14 protein-coding genes are annotated in these 15,068 nt (G+C 57.2%); 11 read left to right on the top strand and 3 right to left on the bottom strand.

Annotated elements, in window-relative coordinates:
- The first annotated feature begins 89 nt into the window (after positions 1–89).
- The 6 genes from NNA36_RS15530 (at position 90) to NNA36_RS15505 (ending at position 6,432) form a co-directional block, all read left to right on the top strand.
- Positions 90–1,574, top strand: coding sequence for an aldehyde dehydrogenase family protein (locus NNA36_RS15530; RefSeq protein WP_255108679.1), 1,485 nt, complete (start codon positions 90–92; stop codon positions 1,572–1,574).
- The gene (locus NNA36_RS15525) at positions 1,571–2,842 is read left to right on the top strand and encodes a hypothetical protein (protein WP_255108677.1); all 1,272 of its coding nucleotides are present in this window, start codon (positions 1,571–1,573) and stop codon (positions 2,840–2,842) included. Before NNA36_RS15530 ends, NNA36_RS15525 begins: the two co-directional genes overlap by 4 nt.
- Entirely contained in the window at positions 2,835–3,848 is a 1,014-nt protein-coding gene (locus NNA36_RS15520) for a glutamate cyclase domain-containing protein (RefSeq protein WP_255108675.1), read from the top strand. The genes NNA36_RS15525 and NNA36_RS15520 overlap by 8 nt, the downstream gene beginning before the upstream one ends.
- Positions 3,849–3,868: 20 nt before the next feature.
- Positions 3,869–5,128: an aminotransferase class V-fold PLP-dependent enzyme gene (locus NNA36_RS15515; protein ID WP_255108673.1), complete on the top strand. Its 1,260-nt coding sequence runs from the start codon at positions 3,869–3,871 to the stop codon at positions 5,126–5,128.
- A 275-nt stretch (positions 5,129–5,403) separates the two neighbouring features.
- Positions 5,404–6,066: a hypothetical protein gene (locus NNA36_RS15510; RefSeq protein WP_255108671.1), complete on the top strand. Its 663-nt coding sequence runs from the start codon at positions 5,404–5,406 to the stop codon at positions 6,064–6,066.
- Between the two features lie 111 nt (positions 6,067–6,177).
- Positions 6,178–6,432: a hypothetical protein gene (locus tag NNA36_RS15505; protein WP_255108669.1), complete on the top strand. Its 255-nt coding sequence runs from the start codon at positions 6,178–6,180 to the stop codon at positions 6,430–6,432.
- A 589-nt stretch (positions 6,433–7,021) separates the two neighbouring features.
- Here NNA36_RS15505 and NNA36_RS15500 read toward each other — a convergent pair.
- Complete coding sequence (locus NNA36_RS15500) at positions 7,022–7,798, bottom strand: response regulator transcription factor (RefSeq protein ID WP_255108667.1); 777 nt, start codon at positions 7,796–7,798, stop codon at positions 7,022–7,024.
- Positions 7,799–7,987: 189 nt separating this feature from the next.
- On the opposite strand from NNA36_RS15500, the gene NNA36_RS15495 reads away from it, so the two are divergent.
- Together NNA36_RS15495 and NNA36_RS15490 are read left to right on the top strand one after the other, a co-directional pair.
- Positions 7,988–10,621: an ATP-binding protein gene (locus NNA36_RS15495; RefSeq protein ID WP_255108666.1), complete on the top strand. Its 2,634-nt coding sequence runs from the start codon at positions 7,988–7,990 to the stop codon at positions 10,619–10,621.
- A complete protein-coding gene (locus NNA36_RS15490; protein ID WP_255108664.1) occupies positions 10,605–11,018 on the top strand; it encodes a response regulator in 414 nt (137 codons plus the stop codon). The genes NNA36_RS15495 and NNA36_RS15490 overlap by 17 nt, the downstream gene beginning before the upstream one ends.
- 133 nt (positions 11,019–11,151) lie before the next feature.
- Here the strand turns inward: NNA36_RS15490 and NNA36_RS15485 are convergent, their stop codons facing one another.
- Entirely contained in the window at positions 11,152–11,688 is a 537-nt protein-coding gene (locus NNA36_RS15485; protein ID WP_255108662.1) for a hypothetical protein, read from the bottom strand.
- 354 nt (positions 11,689–12,042) lie between these two features.
- Between NNA36_RS15485 and NNA36_RS15480 the strand changes: the two genes are divergently transcribed.
- Positions 12,043–12,228 carry a hypothetical protein gene (locus NNA36_RS15480; protein WP_255108660.1) on the top strand — a complete coding sequence of 62 codons (186 nt, stop codon included), beginning with the start codon at positions 12,043–12,045 and terminating at the stop codon, positions 12,226–12,228.
- Positions 12,229–12,265: 37 nt separating this feature from the next.
- On the top strand, positions 12,266–13,564 hold the full coding sequence (locus NNA36_RS15475; protein ID WP_255108658.1) for a DUF6538 domain-containing protein: 1,299 nt from the start codon (positions 12,266–12,268) through the stop codon (positions 13,562–13,564).
- A gap of 295 nt (positions 13,565–13,859) precedes the next feature.
- On the opposite strand, the gene NNA36_RS15470 is transcribed toward NNA36_RS15475, so the two are convergent.
- The gene (locus NNA36_RS15470; RefSeq protein ID WP_255108656.1) at positions 13,860–14,072 is read right to left on the bottom strand and encodes a helix-turn-helix domain-containing protein; all 213 of its coding nucleotides are present in this window, start codon (positions 14,070–14,072) and stop codon (positions 13,860–13,862) included.
- Positions 14,073–14,208: 136 nt separating this feature from the next.
- On the opposite strand from NNA36_RS15470, the gene NNA36_RS20000 reads away from it, so the two are divergent.
- Positions 14,209–14,826, top strand: a complete 618-nt coding sequence (locus NNA36_RS20000; RefSeq protein ID WP_369681680.1) for a DUF805 domain-containing protein — start codon at positions 14,209–14,211, stop codon at positions 14,824–14,826.
- The last annotated feature ends 242 nt before the right edge of the window (positions 14,827–15,068 follow it).

Here is a 15,068-nt window from a genome sequence, read left to right as displayed (position 1 = left end):
TCTCATCCGGACCCGAGCGCCGCTCTCCCACTCCCCGAGACGCGGCGCGCCCTTTTTTAAACCTATAAGTCTCGCCAAGGAGAACAGGGATGACCACCTACCTGGAACCGAAACTGCCCGAAGCGGGGCTGGCCGGAAGCTATATCAACGGGGCCTGGCACTGGCCCGAGGGGCGCCTGACGGTCGAGAACCCGTCGCGCCGCAGCGCGATCTGCGAGGTCGGGCGCGGCACGGCGAAAGAGGTGGACCTTGCGGTTCAGGCGGCGCGCACGGCGCTGCCCGCCTGGCGCGCGCTGGCTGCCAGCGAGCGGGGCAACCTGTTGTCCGAGCTGGGGCGGCGCCTTGAGGAGAACGCCGAGGATGTTGCCCGCGTGCTGGCTGCGGAATCCGGCAACGCGATCAAGACCCAGTCGCGTGGTGAGGCCTTGGGGGCGGCGGGCGTGCTGAAATATTATGGTGGTGTTGCGGTGGAACAGAAGGGGGAAACCCTGCCGCTTGGCCCCGGTATCCTGAGCTATTCGACGCGTGAGCCGCACGGGGTCGTGGGCTCGATCATTCCCTGGAACTCGCCGCTGCAGCTGGGCGCGGTGAAGATCTCGATGGCGCTGGCGACCGGCAACTGCCTTGTCCTGAAACCGGCAGAGGATGCGCCGCTGGCTATCCTGAAGCTGGCCGAGCTGGCGGATGGGCTGTTCCCGCCGGGCGTGTTCAACGTGGTGACCGGTGTCGGCGAAGAAGCCGGTGCCGCGCTGGTGGCGCATCCCGGTGTCGACAAGGTGTCGTTCACAGGCTCGTCCGAAGTGGGCAAGCTGATCGGCAAAGTCACCGCGGATCGCATTGCCAACCTGACGCTGGAACTGGGGGGCAAGTCGCCGACCATCGTCTTCCCTGATGCTATTGCCGAGGGGCGCCTCGATACTTGTGCGCAACAGGTCGCCAATGCCATGCGTTTCATGCGTCAGGGGCAAAGCTGCACCGCGGGGTCGCGCCTGTTCGTGCATAAGGATATCTGGGACGAGTTGATGCCCAAGGTGGCAGAGAAATCCGCGGCACTTAACGTGGGCGATGCGCTGGACCCGGATGTTGACATGGGGGCGGTCGTCAACGCGGAACGCTATGGCGAAATCCGCGCCTTTGTGGCCGAGGCGGAAGAGCAGGGCGCGACGTTCCTGATCGGTGAAACGCCGACGGAAGATCCTCAAGGGTTCTGCCCGAACCCGACGATCATCACCGGTGTCGACAATAGCTGGCGTATTTCGCGTGAAGAGGTGTTTGGCCCGGTTATGGTGGCCATCCCCTTCGAGACCGAGGAAGAGGTGATAGAGATGGCCAACGACACCCACTATGGGCTCGCGGCGTTCCTCTTTACCCATGATGTCAGCCGGATCACCCGCCTGACCCGCGCGATTGATGCGGGCTGGATTCAGGTCAATCAGGGCGGTGGTCAGATTCCGGGCATGTCTTATGGCGGCACCAAGCAATCCGGAATGGGCAGCGAGTATTCCATCGAAGGCGCGCTTGAGGCCTATACCTACCGGAAGTGTGTCACCATCAACATCGAGGGCGGCGTGTGAATACGGACTTTTTCGGCAACGAGATCGACCCCGCGGTAGGTTATGCGCGGGGCAGTCTACTGCGTGGCTCTGCGGATGAGGTGCGCCGTCTGGCCCAGGCCGGGCGTGTGGCTGCCGCGTTTGTCGCCCGCGAGGGGATCGACAAGATCGCGATCTGTACTGGGAACCTGCGGTTCTATCCGGTGGCCGCTGATGACTTGCCGGTGCTTTGCGAAGAGTGGATTGGACCGGGCCTTTTCGGAGAGGACCTGCGGCAGGCCGCGATTGCGCATTTGGGGGGGCAGGGGCACGAAGCGGCGGCTGTTGTCAATCGCACCAGCGCAGGCATTGTCGCAACCGTTCTGGCCCATGCGCAGGGCCGCTCTGTCCTGTCGCTGGTTCAGGAAGGTGATCGCAGCCATGCCTCGGTCGGGCGCGGTGCAGGATTGGCGGGTGTCGATGTCGTCGAGGTGCATGATCTTGATGCGTTGAAGGAAGGTATCGCGCGCGAGACGCCCTCGCTTGTCGTGATCACGCCGGTGACGTCCGAATTGTCGATGCTGGCGGACGACTTGATAAAGGGTGCAGTCGAGGCGGCGAAAGCCGCCGGATGTATCACGTTTCTGGATGATGCCTATGGCGCGCGTTACCGGCCTGTCTTGCATGGCGGTGGCGCTTCCCTGTCCTTCGGGGCGGATCTTGTCATCACCAATGCCGACAAGGCGGGCCTGTCCGGCCCTCGTGCAGGCATTCTGTGCGGTGATCCGGCCAGCCTTGTGCCTGTTCAGGCGAAGGCCAGCGAGTTGGGTATGGAGGCCCGCGCGCCGGTGGCCGTGGGCGCGATGCGCAGCCTTCAGGGATTTACGCCGGAGCTGTTGATCCAGGAGGCGCAGGACGGGCAGGATCTGGCCGAGGCGCTCGAAATGGCTTTGGGCGCAGATCGGATCACCCGCTCGGCCCTGGGGCCGAAGATCGACGAACAGGATGCTATGAAGATTGCGCTGGACATGGCCGGAGCGGAGGCAGCTGATCTTGTGCCTGCCGAAGTCACCGCCGCGATCGGCATGCTGATGCTGCGCGAAAAAGGGATCGTTACGGTCAACACCCATGGTCAACCCGGCGGGCGTGTTTCGATCCGGTTGAAGCCGACAGCCGGGGCCGTAGCTCGCGCCGGTGGCGCCAAGGCAGTCGCTGACTGTCTCGTGTCGGCCATGCGGGAAGTGGCAGATCATTTGCAGGATCAGGCTTGGGTCGCTGCGACATTGTTTGGAGAAAACGCACATGGCTGATGCGGCTTTGATCACGCGCCTGGACAACCGTTTGGACCAGTTGGTGAACATTGATATGGGCGAACGCGGAGTTGAACATTTGTTTGTGGCTGCACGGGAATTGCAGGGCGGTTCGCTGGTTGGTGCCGCGGCAGACGCGCTGATGGCTGTGCCAGAAGGCGGCACTGTGGTGATGACCACCGGCTCTGTCTCGCGTGCGTGGATTACGGAAGACCTGGGTGAGAACGACGGACCGTCTGGTGCTGCGGCTGTGGCCCGCGCCTTGGTGCTGGCCCGCAATGTGACCATCGTCATGCTCTGTGAAGAGACGTTGCTGCCAGCGATCCGCAATGTGTGCCGGTCGGCGGGATTGTTCCCTGTTACGCTGGCACAAGCGGCGATCGCCAAGGCGGACAAGAGCCTCGCCACCATCGTGATGCAGCCCTTTGCCACCGAGGATGAAGCCGGCAAGTCGCAGGCGAGTGAGTTGATGGACACGCTGAATCCAGACCTCTTCTTCTCGACCGAACGGGTGGGACGCAACGATTTTGGTGTCTACCACTCGATGAGGGGCATCGACTACGGCATGGGCCGTTCGCGGGTTGACTTGTTTTTTGATCAGGCTCTCGAACGCGGTGTGCCGGTTGTGGCCGTCGGTGACGGCGGCAATGAGATCGGCATGGGGAAAATTGCGGATCACGTGAAAGCGCATGTCCCCTATGGTGACAAATGCCAATGTGGTTGCGGTGGTGGCATCGGCGCCTTGACCTCCTGCGACGTGCTGGTGACGGCCGCCTGTTCGAACTGGGGCTGCACGGCGATCGCTGCGGCCATGGCCGTTCGCGCAGGGGATGCCCGCCTGCTGCATACACCGGAACGCGAGGCCCTTCTGCTGGACACCATGGTTGCCAATGGCCTGATCAATTCGACCCACGGAGTTGTCGACGACAGTGTCGACGGTTTCCCGAGACAGAGCCACCTTGCAGTGGCTGAACTTTGCCGCACTATCGTGTCGCGCGCCCTTTGATTCCCTACAGGAAAAGACCCATGATCCAATACAATCCTGACCTGATCGCCGCAATCCGCGATCGCTTTGCCCATGTCGACAGCTGCCCGTTCCAGGGCGAGCGCATCTTCTTTGAAAATGCCGGTGGTGCGTTGACGCTGAAATCGGTTTTCGAGACATCGGGGTTCTATGCGGCCATTCCGGACAACCCGGGCCGTATCAATCCGGCGGGGCAGGGGACGCAGAACGTTATCAACAAGGCCAAGGCCGATCTGGCGGTGTTCATGAACGCCACGTCGGGCCAGTTCTTTGCCGGTGAAAGCGGGACCGAGCTGTTGTTCCGCCTGTTGCGCACGGCCTGTGTGAACGCGCCCAAGGGCAGCAAGGTGATCGGATCATCCATCGAGCATCCGGCCACCCGCAGCGCCGCGCGTCGCTGGGCGGGCATTGCCGGATTGGACTATGTCAACGTTCCGCATGACGATGCGACGGGGCTGGTGAGTGCCGAGGACTATCTGAAGCATCTTACCCCGGATGTGTCGGTGGCGACGATCCTTCATGCCTCGCCGGTGACCGGGATGGGGATGGATGTCGCGGCCATCTCCAGGGCGATCCGGTCGGTTGCGCCCGATTGTTTCATCATCGTTGACGGCATCCAGCACGCGGCACACGGGCAGCTTGATCTGGCGGCCTATGACGTGGATGGCTATGTGATTTCGCCTTACAAGGTGTTTTCGCGTCACGGTTATGGCATAGCCTGGATTTCGGATCGTCTGGGCGCGGCGCCGCATGACAAGCTGATCGACGCGCCGGCGACGGGATGGGAATTCGGCACCCGCGATGCGGGGTCTTACGCGACGGTGTCTGACGTAGTGGCCTATTTCGACTGGCTTGGCGGTGAAGTGTCCGAGGAAAGCGAGCCGCGCAAACGCATCGAGGCGGCGGGGCGCGCGATCCACGCCTATGAAACCCACCTGACGAACACGGCCATCAACGGCACGGGCAACCTGCCCGGGTTGCGGGACATGGAACACGTCACGATCCTTGCCGGTGCAGACAACGCGGCGCGCGAGGGGCTGGTGTCGATCGTGGTCGACGGTCATGCCTCTGAAGATGTGGTTGAGCGACTGAACCAGCAGGGCATCCGCACCCACACCCGCAAGGCCGACCACTATAGCGGCAATGTGCTAACGCCGCTTGGCCTGCCTGATTGCATCCGCATTTCCTTTTGCCACTACAACACCGAACAGGAAATCGCCCGGATGCTTGCCGCCGTGAAGGAGCTTGGCAAGGACGGGTGATACGGGGCGAATTCTCGAGAAATCAGCAGCCCCGCGCTTCAGGGAACGAAGGGCGGGGTTCTGTTTTGGTTGATGACAATCTGAACGCTGCGAGGGAGAAAATCCCCCATTTGTGTTCGAGAAAAGCCATTGATATGGTGGCTCTGATTGGCGTCAGATGAGTTTGATTTTGGTTTGACGGATTTCAACGTCTGAAACGGCGCAACATTGTTTGTTTCGCGAGATTGAATGGCTTCGAACGCTTTTGAATATCAAAAACCGTATAAGGAAGAGGCATGCGTGATAAAGGTTTGGGTCGCGGAAGATCGCTTGGGCCCCCTCTTATCAAGCGCTGGTTTTGGGCGGTCGGCATAGGTCTGATCCTGGCTTTCGGTGTCGGTCAAACCATGCGAACACTTGCAGGCGCCTCAACTTCAGAACCGCTTCCAATTGAGTGGAGCGTGCAGCAGAAAAGCAAGAACGCTACCACCACAAATGCGTCCAGAAAAAACTACAACATATCCTCGACCACGATCGAAGGGTGCACTCTTGTCCATGTCGACAAACGAGTCAGAGTGAATGCAATCAAAGGCTATCCAAAGGAAGCCATTGTCACCATTTCACTAAAAAGCGTTGGAAAAGTAGAATTCCACGATTGGTCGGTCAGCGGCCCTCCTGACTTAGCGCACAGATCGCCCAGCCTGTACCTTTTTGGTCGAGACGATCACCTTGATGTCAAAAAGGGGTCGATTGAACAGTACATCAACGGAATCATTCCACTTCAAGGCACTGTCGAGCATCGGTATTACGGTGGGGAAATGATCGTAGATCAGGGAGATATTTCAAGCACTGACGGGGTCATTGAGCTACCTTATGGAGCATCCACAGGAAACGCTTTGTGGCTTGTAAATTACATTAATGAAGCCTGTTCTGGAAAAGCGAGATTGAAAGATGGGTAGTTCCCAATTTGAGGTGGGTGATGTTTTGGGGGCGGGCATCTATTCTTGCCGAATGAATCTCGACCACTGCCGTTCTATTGCCCAGGAAGTGACGGAAGGAGAAACCTCGAGATGACGGAGAAAACCTCTCGGCTTCACGAGTTTCGTAGCTTTGCGAAGTCCAGAAAATACGCATGGATGTTTTTTACCGCGACATGGGCAATGCTTCTTGGTGTCAAATACCTTGATGGTGAGTCAAAGTCATTTGAGAGATGGGAGACGATGATCAATTTTTGGTTGGTTTTTGGTCCTCTTTTGATTTTTTTAAGTGAATATATCGAGTTAAAGAAATTCAGGTTCAAGAGGAACAACGGTATCGACGGATGAACGATGCTGTTCACTTGTCTAGTGTCAGGGGCGCGTCATTCAATCGGTTGGGTCGGAACGTCGATCAGTGTTTTCCGTGATGGCAACGCCCTTGATGGATACGACTCCTGACAACAGCGAGGACGATTGGGTAAACTGGTCGACCGGGAAGAACTTCGATCTACTCTGACACTGTGGCACCGGCCTTCAGCGGCTTGCCTAGGGCAGCTCAACGCACCCCTGACACCCTGGGGCATACACTGGGGCACATTTGCTCATACAGCGTGGCAGCACTTACCTTACGGTCATACAGCATTCATTGTCAGGAAGACTGGCTGGGATGGTAGGAAGCCTTGCCACCCCATGGTTTCCATCAGCTTTCCCAACTGCCCACGAGAACTGGGGCGGTTACTGGGGCGAGAGCTTCTCTAGTTCGTGCTGAACTCGTAGAACCGCTCCCCGCCACGTTCCTTCAACCGAACTGTCAGCCGGGTCTCTCGTCCATCGTCCAACAGCGCCTCCGCACGGCAGGTCAGCTGGGTGCTGGTGCGGTTGGTCAGGCGGGGGGACGAGACCTGTAGAACTCGGTAGGTGGCTCCGAAGGCGTTTCTTAGTCGTGAGGTCGTGTACACACAGGGGTGCGCAAAAGGTATCCGACACCACGTACGGTTTCGAAGTATTCCTCGGCGTCCGCGTGTTCCATCATTTTGCGCTTCAGGCGGCTTACGAGGCCATCTATTGATCTATCGTAGCCAGCCCAATCTCTGCCGCGCAGTGCAAATACGAGGTTCTCGCGTGTCAGAACGCGGTCTGTTGCCCTCAGGAAAGTCACCCAGAGATCGAATTCCAGCTTCGTCAGTTTCAGTTCTGTCCCCGACGGCGCAAGTAGCCTGCGTGCATCGATGTCAGTCCGCCATCCATCGAAGTCCAGAAACGCGCCGTCACCGCCGTTTTCAATAGTGGGTGTTCCCCGCGCCTGCATTCGCCGAAGAAGGCTCTTCAGCCTCGCGACAAATTCGGAACGCGGAAACGGTTTGACGACATAGTCATCGGCGCCCAGTTCCAGGGCGACAACCTTGTCTACTTCATCCAATTTGCCCGAGAGAACCACGATCCCCGCTTCGCTGGTGCGTCTGATTTGCCTGATCAACTCGTGACCGTGTCCATCGGGCAGCAATAGGTCAACGACGTACAGATCAAAGGCAATCTGCGAGGTGGCCTTGTGAAACTGGTGAATGGTACGGGCGAACGTTACCTCAAAACCCTGCTCACCCATCATTTCGGCAACTTCTTCGGACAGGTCGATATCATCATCGATGAGAAGGACTTGGACCTTTTTCATTTGCAGCACTTTCAGCGAATACTTTTGAAGACCCCAATCGGTCAAATGTCAGAGCCCTCTAGTCAAATCTGAACAGAGCTGCCACGCGTGAAATTGCATTTGCACGCTTCATACACCGAATTGCACAAAGCCTACACGAACACCTCACCAGACTATCCGAAAGGGTTGTTGCCAAAGGGGCGGATGCCGATAGGACATGCCCCTCGCTGGGAACCATTGGAAAGGAATCTGCCTATGCAGGTGCGCGGCGCTGCTGAAAAGGCTGGTGGAGGTCCGATCGTCGCAATGGGAGGGGCAAACCCGTTTCTCGGGGTCTTGTTCTGTGTGCTTGCCTACTTTGGCAATGTGCTCAATGCGGACTTGGTCTTTGGAGTGAACTTTCTCTTCGGGTCGATCTTCGTCTGGCTGGCGATGATGATAGTTGGTCCGCTCTGGGCGATCGCTGCGGCCGTGCTTGCGGCGCTGCATACGGTCGAGCTTTGGGGGCACTGGTATGCGGCCGGCCTGTTCACGCTGGAGGCCGTCCTCGTTTCCTGTGCACATCGGCGCTCGCTGCCAACCCGCGTGACGGCCTACGTGCTGCTCTATTGGCTGCTTCTCGGAATTCCGAGTTCGATTCTGGCCTACTCACAGGGGTTGGGCTTGCCCTGGACGACAGTGACTTTGGTTGTGTCCAAGCAGGTTCTGAACTCTCTGGTGAATGTCGCCTTTGCCGTCTTTCTCTTTAATCTCATCCTGTTGGTGGCTTCCAATCGCATTGCATGCAACGGGGGCAAAGCCACATCTTCCTACAGCAACTTTCTCCAGGCACTTTTCGGTTTGTCCATGTTGCTGCCGATTTCCGTTTCGGAGTTCGTTGAGTTGCACCAGTCCTTCAAGAACCAGACCGGGCAGGTTCAGGAGCGTGCCTTGGCGAATGTTGAGCGTTCGGCCATCAACTCGCTGTCATTTCTCAAGCTGGAAACGGCGTTTTGGACGCGGTTTTTTCATGGTGTGGAAGGTGTCGTGGGTGAAGCGGATCTGGTTGTTGATGACACCCGGAGCCATTCTGTCTTGCCGCAAGTGGTCTTTGAAATGTCACCAAGCGGAGGTTTGTCCCAGAGATTCGGCCTTTTCGATGCCGGGCTTGAAGCTCTGCAGGATTTTGTAGCACACCACCCGATACCGAAATCGCAGGGCACCCATCTGTGTGGGTGCTGGTCTGGCCTGGTTTTCACCATCTCGAACTCCGTTGCGCCACAGGAGGTGCTCGTCTTTGGCTGGCGTCCAGCTGACTTGGGGATGCTTGTGTCGGAGGTGCCGGGAACTGATGTGGAAATACACTGCGATGCGGTTGAAAAATATGACGCCGACACACGTGGTAGCCGCCCTTCGGTCGAGATCGTTCGGGATATGAGTGTCGGTGTACCTGCGCTGTCGTCATGGCAAAGGGGCTACGTTCTGAGCGAGGCGCCCCTTAGCGCCGAGCATCCAGCGCGCCTGCGCCTTGTCATTCCGCTCAAATCGACGATCCTAGCTTTGCAACAGGACACAGCGCGTGCTGTGGTTCGCTTGTGTATTCTGGCCGTCCTGATCGTAGGAGGGGGCCTTCTGCTCGAAGCCATCTTCCGAAGATGGGTGGAGCATTTTGTCCTTACAGCCGAGACCTTTTTGCGGTTCCACCGTTCGCCCCCGGGCCGGATCAACACGAACTTCTATGAGGAGCGGGAAATAGCCAAGTGGCTGGGCCGGTTCGCCAAGGCGGTAGAAAGCGAAGAGCGTCGAAAGATACTGGCTGTGGAGAACCTCAAAAAGCTGGTTCGACAGACCTCCATACCGATCTTTGCGACTGACCTTCAGGGGAACGTCGCCGAATGGAACCCCGCGTTGGAAAAGATGACCGGCTTTTCGCGCGACGAGACTATCGGCACGCCGCTGCGCGCGCTTGCGGAAAGCGTTCATGACAGCGAGATGGGGCGGGACGGATTTGAAGGTGCTTTGTTCAATATCGACATCAGGTCGAAAAACGGGAGCCTGGTGCACCTCGAGGCAAGTCAGACACTCCTGACAGAGTTCACCGAGATAGTCTGGGACGGAGATCATCAACGGACCGCGGGCCAAGGGGTGATCAAGTTTTTCATGGCCCGTAGTCTTAACGATCTAAAGGCCACTCAGGCCAAGCTGGTCGAGGCCTCGAGGCTGGCGGCGTTGGGTGAAATGGCAAGTTCCTTTGCGCATGAACTGAACCAGCCACTGAATATTATCTCCATGTCTGCCGGGAACTATCTTGAGAGGATCAAGTGGGAGGACGTGCCGTCCACCTATGTCATTTCGAAAATGCGCAGGATTGAGCAGCAAGCCCTTCGTGCGGGACGTGTGATCCAAGGAATCCGCCAATTCGTGCTCGAGATCGGCGATGAAGAAATCGTGCCCTTTGACCCGGCAGAGCGCATTGAGGCCGCGATTGCCCTGCTGCACGAGCAACTGAGGTTGGATAGTGTCGGGGTGGAACTGGACTTGCCAGTTTCGCGCGTCAGCCTTGTTGGACGGCCAATTCTCTTTGAACAGACAATCGTCAATCTTCTCACCAACTCTCGCCATGCAATGCAGTGCATGCCGCGTCAGGAAAGGTGCATCCGTATCCAGATTGTTTCGCATGACACCCACATCGTAGTCTCCGTGCAGGACAGTGGACCGGGTATTTCACCCGAGTTGATCGATCGGGTGTTTGATCCGTTCTTTACGACCAAAGAAGATGCGAATGGCACCGGGATCGGGCTCTATCTCAGCAAAACCGTCGTTGAGGCAATGCATGGCAGCATCCATGCGGATGCCGTGCAGAAGGGGGCCCGGATCGTGATGCAGTTTCCCCATGGCGGATCCGATTGATGGCCCGGCGCAAGAATGGAGGGTCGCTTTGACGTTTTGGGTTCTCATCGTCGATGACGAACTGGAGGTTGGTGGCGAACTGGCGGAAGCGATCGATCTTCTCGGCGGGTCTGCTGTTTTTCATTCCTGCCCGGAGTCGTGCCTTGCTATTCTGAAAAAGACTCAGCAGCGCTTTGATGTGATCATAGCGGATCTCGCGATGCCTGCCATGAGCGGGCTGGAGTTCTTGCAGGAGGTCTCTCGCATACTCGACCCACGTCCCAAGTGTTTCCTGATGACCGGGTTGCCAGAGTTCACAGGTGCTGAAATTCGCGAATGCGACCTGTTTCAATTGCTTCCAAAGCCTGTAAGCCTTCGAGAGCTCAGAGAAAAAGTGGGGCACCCAAAATCGAGTTAGGGGGTATGGGCGCCCCAAGTGAACGAAGACCTCTCAATAGAGCGGTGCAGAAGCCTTCGTATTGATCCCGTTCCTGAAACTGGCTCCCCAGTGCCGTGAGTGGTGCAGGAACGGGTAGTGCGTGCTGTCAGTTTCAGATCTTCCTGCGAAAGCCCTCAAATGCTTCGCGGCGGAAGTCGTCGAACCGAGCTCCCCAGCTTCTGTTCGCTTTGACAGCGGCACCAATACTTTTGGAGAGTTCCGAAACCGATTTCGGTTCGGCAACGACACAGTCTCCATAGAGTTTGGGATAGTCCACTTCCTCTGGAGACTTGCCGTTTCCAGCCATGACCAGGATAGGAATGCGCACGTCCATCATGCGCAGCAGGCGCACGTAGCTTTCCAGACGCGCTTCGTCGAGGGGCTGATCGAGACGCACAATGATCAGGGCCCATTCCTCGGGATCTTCGGAGACTACCTTGAAAACTGTATCAAGGCTATTGGAGCATGCAGCTTCGAACCCCAGATGCTCCAGTGCCCAAAGAACGCCCGAGAACGTGTTTTCCCTGTGAACCACACAGGCGACATTCCTGGCTTTGAACGCGCTGGAATCGTACAGGTTTTGCGTTTGCGGGCGATGCCCTGCGTGTACCAATTCATCGTTGCGTAGCTGAAACTTTTCGATACCCATCACCTTACTCCTAGCTTTGTCTCTTTGCTTCTAGTGGAAGAGTTTGAGTGGAGTGTGCAGGGAGTGTTCAAAATCCGTGCAACTTGGAAGTCTGAGCAGGTGCTCGCGGTTTCTCTTCGTTCGCAAGGGTCCCTGCCAGTCGAATTCTCGGATGGAAGAGTTGAGAGAGCCGGGCGTTGTTCCGAGCAAACCTCCGTATCTATATTGATAGCAACTTTGGAGGTTTAACATGCTGTCCAAACTACTACGCGCTTTGTCGTCAAAGCCTAAGGGACGCCCTAGGCAGATCTCACTTGGTGAAGAGTTTCTAGCCATTTTCTTCGCTGTCTGGATCATTTCCTGGTTCAACTAGCCATGCAGGTTCAGGAAGGCGACATCGTCGTCATCCGCGCTGGCGAAGACTGGCCCGAGCATCTGTTTCGGGTCGATTGGGTCTTCGATGACTGTGTGGGTGGCTACTCACTGACCGGGCCTCTGGCGGGCGAATACGGTGAACCCGAGTTCGACCTGATCCTGAAGGTTCAGAGCAAGGCCGACTAGGCCAGCACCAATCCCTAAATCTGAAAGGAGGAGACCAATGTCTGCTCAGATCAAGTATGCCTACTTGAAGGGCCACACTTGGCTCTATCGGCGCAACTACCCAAAGGACGTGGCGATGGTCCTGGGGCAGCAAGCCCTGAAGCAATCGTTGAAGACAGGTTCGACGAATACCGCACGACTGAGGGCGGCAGAGATCAACGTCCGCTTCGAAACCATCGTATCGCAGGTGCGCGAGAGTGCCGAGGAGACGCTCACTGCAGCGCCTGGATGGGTGGAGGATACTCAGGGCGCTCTTGCCCACCTACGGGCCACTCTGGAGCTCTCTGGGGCTCTTTCGGGCGGAACGGAGTTTCAGGTAATCAAGCCACGAGCAAAACTGCTGATCCGAGATCAGAGCAGAGTCTACCTTGGTCGCAGAAGTAACGAGCTACGGCCCAGCGGCTTCAAGTCCGTTCGCTATTCAGTTGGCCTGTTCGCCTCGAAGTACGGTGACCAGACGCTGTGCAGCCTCTCTCGGGCGGAGGGGCGGGAGTTTTTGAACCTTATCACCCAGCTGTCTCCCGTTATCGGAAAGTCAGAGAAGACACGAGGACTAAGCCTGGATCAACTGGTGGCCTTCTCGTCCTTCGGATCAGCGAGGATCAAGACACGAACCCAGAAGCGTATCTGGGCGCAGGTTAACCACTTCCTCGACTGGGTCGTCTATGAAGGTCATCTGGAGCAGAACCCGTTTCGGACTGTTCCTTTCGATCAGAAGATCAAGCCGCAACCCTACGCCGTTCCAACCGAAGACGAGGTGGTTCAACTTCTTCAAACCAAGGATGATGACCTCCGACCAGTGATGTTGACTTGCCTGCTCTCAGGGATGCGGGCTGGTGAGGCAGCGGGGTTGCTACGGGAAGACTTGGTCAACAAGGGGAACCTCGGGTGGTTCGTTCATGTCCGTCCCAATGAGCTTCGCCTACTGAAGACGGATTCTGCCGAACGTCTGGTGCCTTTGCATCCTGTTCTGGAAGACCTGTTTCGCTCAAGGCCGAGCAAGGGGGCCCTGTTTCCAGACCTAACGGTTGATCGTGTGACCAAACGGTTCGCGGCTCTCAGGAAGGCAAAGAAGCTGGAGCGCCCCGGTCTGGTGTTCCACTCCACCCGCAAGTGGTTCATCACCCAATGCGAGCGGACAGGTGTTCCTGAGCACTTCACGGCTAGCATCGTTGGACACAAGTCAGCCCGGTCGGAGAACGGGATCACCTACGGAATCTACTCTGCCGGGATATCGGACGAGCAGAAACGGTCAATCATTGATCAGATCCGATTGCCCGATCGTGTGACACCATGATGATACCTGACATCGACGCCTTCGAGGAAAGGGCCGCTATCGCTGAACACGATGGCGGCCTTTCTCGTCGTAGGGCAGAGGATTTGGCTGCGAGAGCGCAGGGCTTTCCCCATGCCGATGCCTACTGGCAGTGGTTGGCAGACTATGTGGTTACTCGCAGAGTGCCCTAACAAGGACCCCGGCTGGCTTCGCGCTGGCCGGGGTTTACACTTTGCTTTTTTCTTGCGGTCCAGTGGAGATACTAAAGCGAGGTCAATCTCATCGACCTCAAGGACAGAACTCCAGCCAGCGCTTTCTAGTTTTCCGGAACTAGTAGTTGCCAGGGATGGATGCCAAGCGGCTCGGCCAGTTTGGCGAGCACTTCAACTGTTGGGTTTCGAACACCTCGCTCTACACCGCTGACGTAAGTGCGATGAAGGCCGCATTCGAAGGCGAGGGCCTCCTGGGACAGCCCGGACGCTTCTCTAAATCGCTTCAAGTTCCGACCAACTAGTCTTCGAATTGCCATGCCGGGAGTTGGCAGTCTTGTAGACTCATAATCTACAGACTATGAGTCTCAATTGTTGTTGCCGCTTCGAAACTACGCGGGGCAATCTTTGAGCGTGCAGATCATAATATCAGTTGGTTCATTTGGAGAAATTGAAATGGAAAGAACTTTCAAGGGACTAGTTGCTGCGGGATTGCTCGGAAGCCTTGCAGTATTCTGGTACATCGCACTCGTTGAAACCTCTCGGACGGTCGAGGCAATCGGTGTTTCCTTTCTGATAGTTCTAGCACTCGGATGCATTGGGTGGTTAGGGACACGCACCGCGACTGCTCTGCGGACCCCCAAGGCTCAAGAGGAAATAGCTCGTATCCAAGAACGGGCCAGCCAGTCTGCCGCAGTGCTTTCAGAGAGCGGCTCTCAAGCCGCTAGAGAGACTGGTCAACAGCTTAGTCCTCGGCTGGCTTACCTGTTTTCCTTCCAAGGGCGAGTCACTCGAATGGAGTACTTGGTCAGCCAATTGGTCGCTGGATGCTTCCTAGTTGGGTTTCTATTGTTGCTCTTGGCTGCTCAGGGAACGGTCTGGAGCCTAATGTTCTTCTCGGGAGTTGTCGCCTCAGTTGTCCATCTTCTTGCCTTTGGAGTCCGGCGAACTCGTGACACTGGCGTGAACCAATGGTGGTACCTGCTGATCTTGGTCCCTCCCGTGGATCTCGCGCTTCTTGTGTTCCTGCTTCTGGTTCCGAGCGATGAGTTCTCCGGTTCTCGCGTATCGTAACTAGAGGCGAGGATCGGATGACTGCTGACGGAGCATTCCAATCAATCGAAACTCATGACACCTATGGACAGTTTGCCCCAGTAACCGCCCCAGTTCTCGTGGGCAGTTGGGAAAGCTGATGGAAACCATGGGGTGGCAAGGCTTCCTACCATCCCAGCCAGTCTTCCAGACATTGAATGCTGTATCGCCTCTAGCGCAGAGCTGTCATGCTTTGCGAGCGAAAGTGCCCCAGCGGATGCCCC

The organism is Shimia sp. CNT1-13L.2, from assembly GCF_024331145.1.
Taxonomy (GTDB): domain Bacteria; phylum Pseudomonadota; class Alphaproteobacteria; order Rhodobacterales; family Rhodobacteraceae; genus Shimia.
The sequence above is the reverse complement of the archived record's forward strand: the minus strand, read 5'-3'. Positions and strand labels throughout refer to the sequence as shown.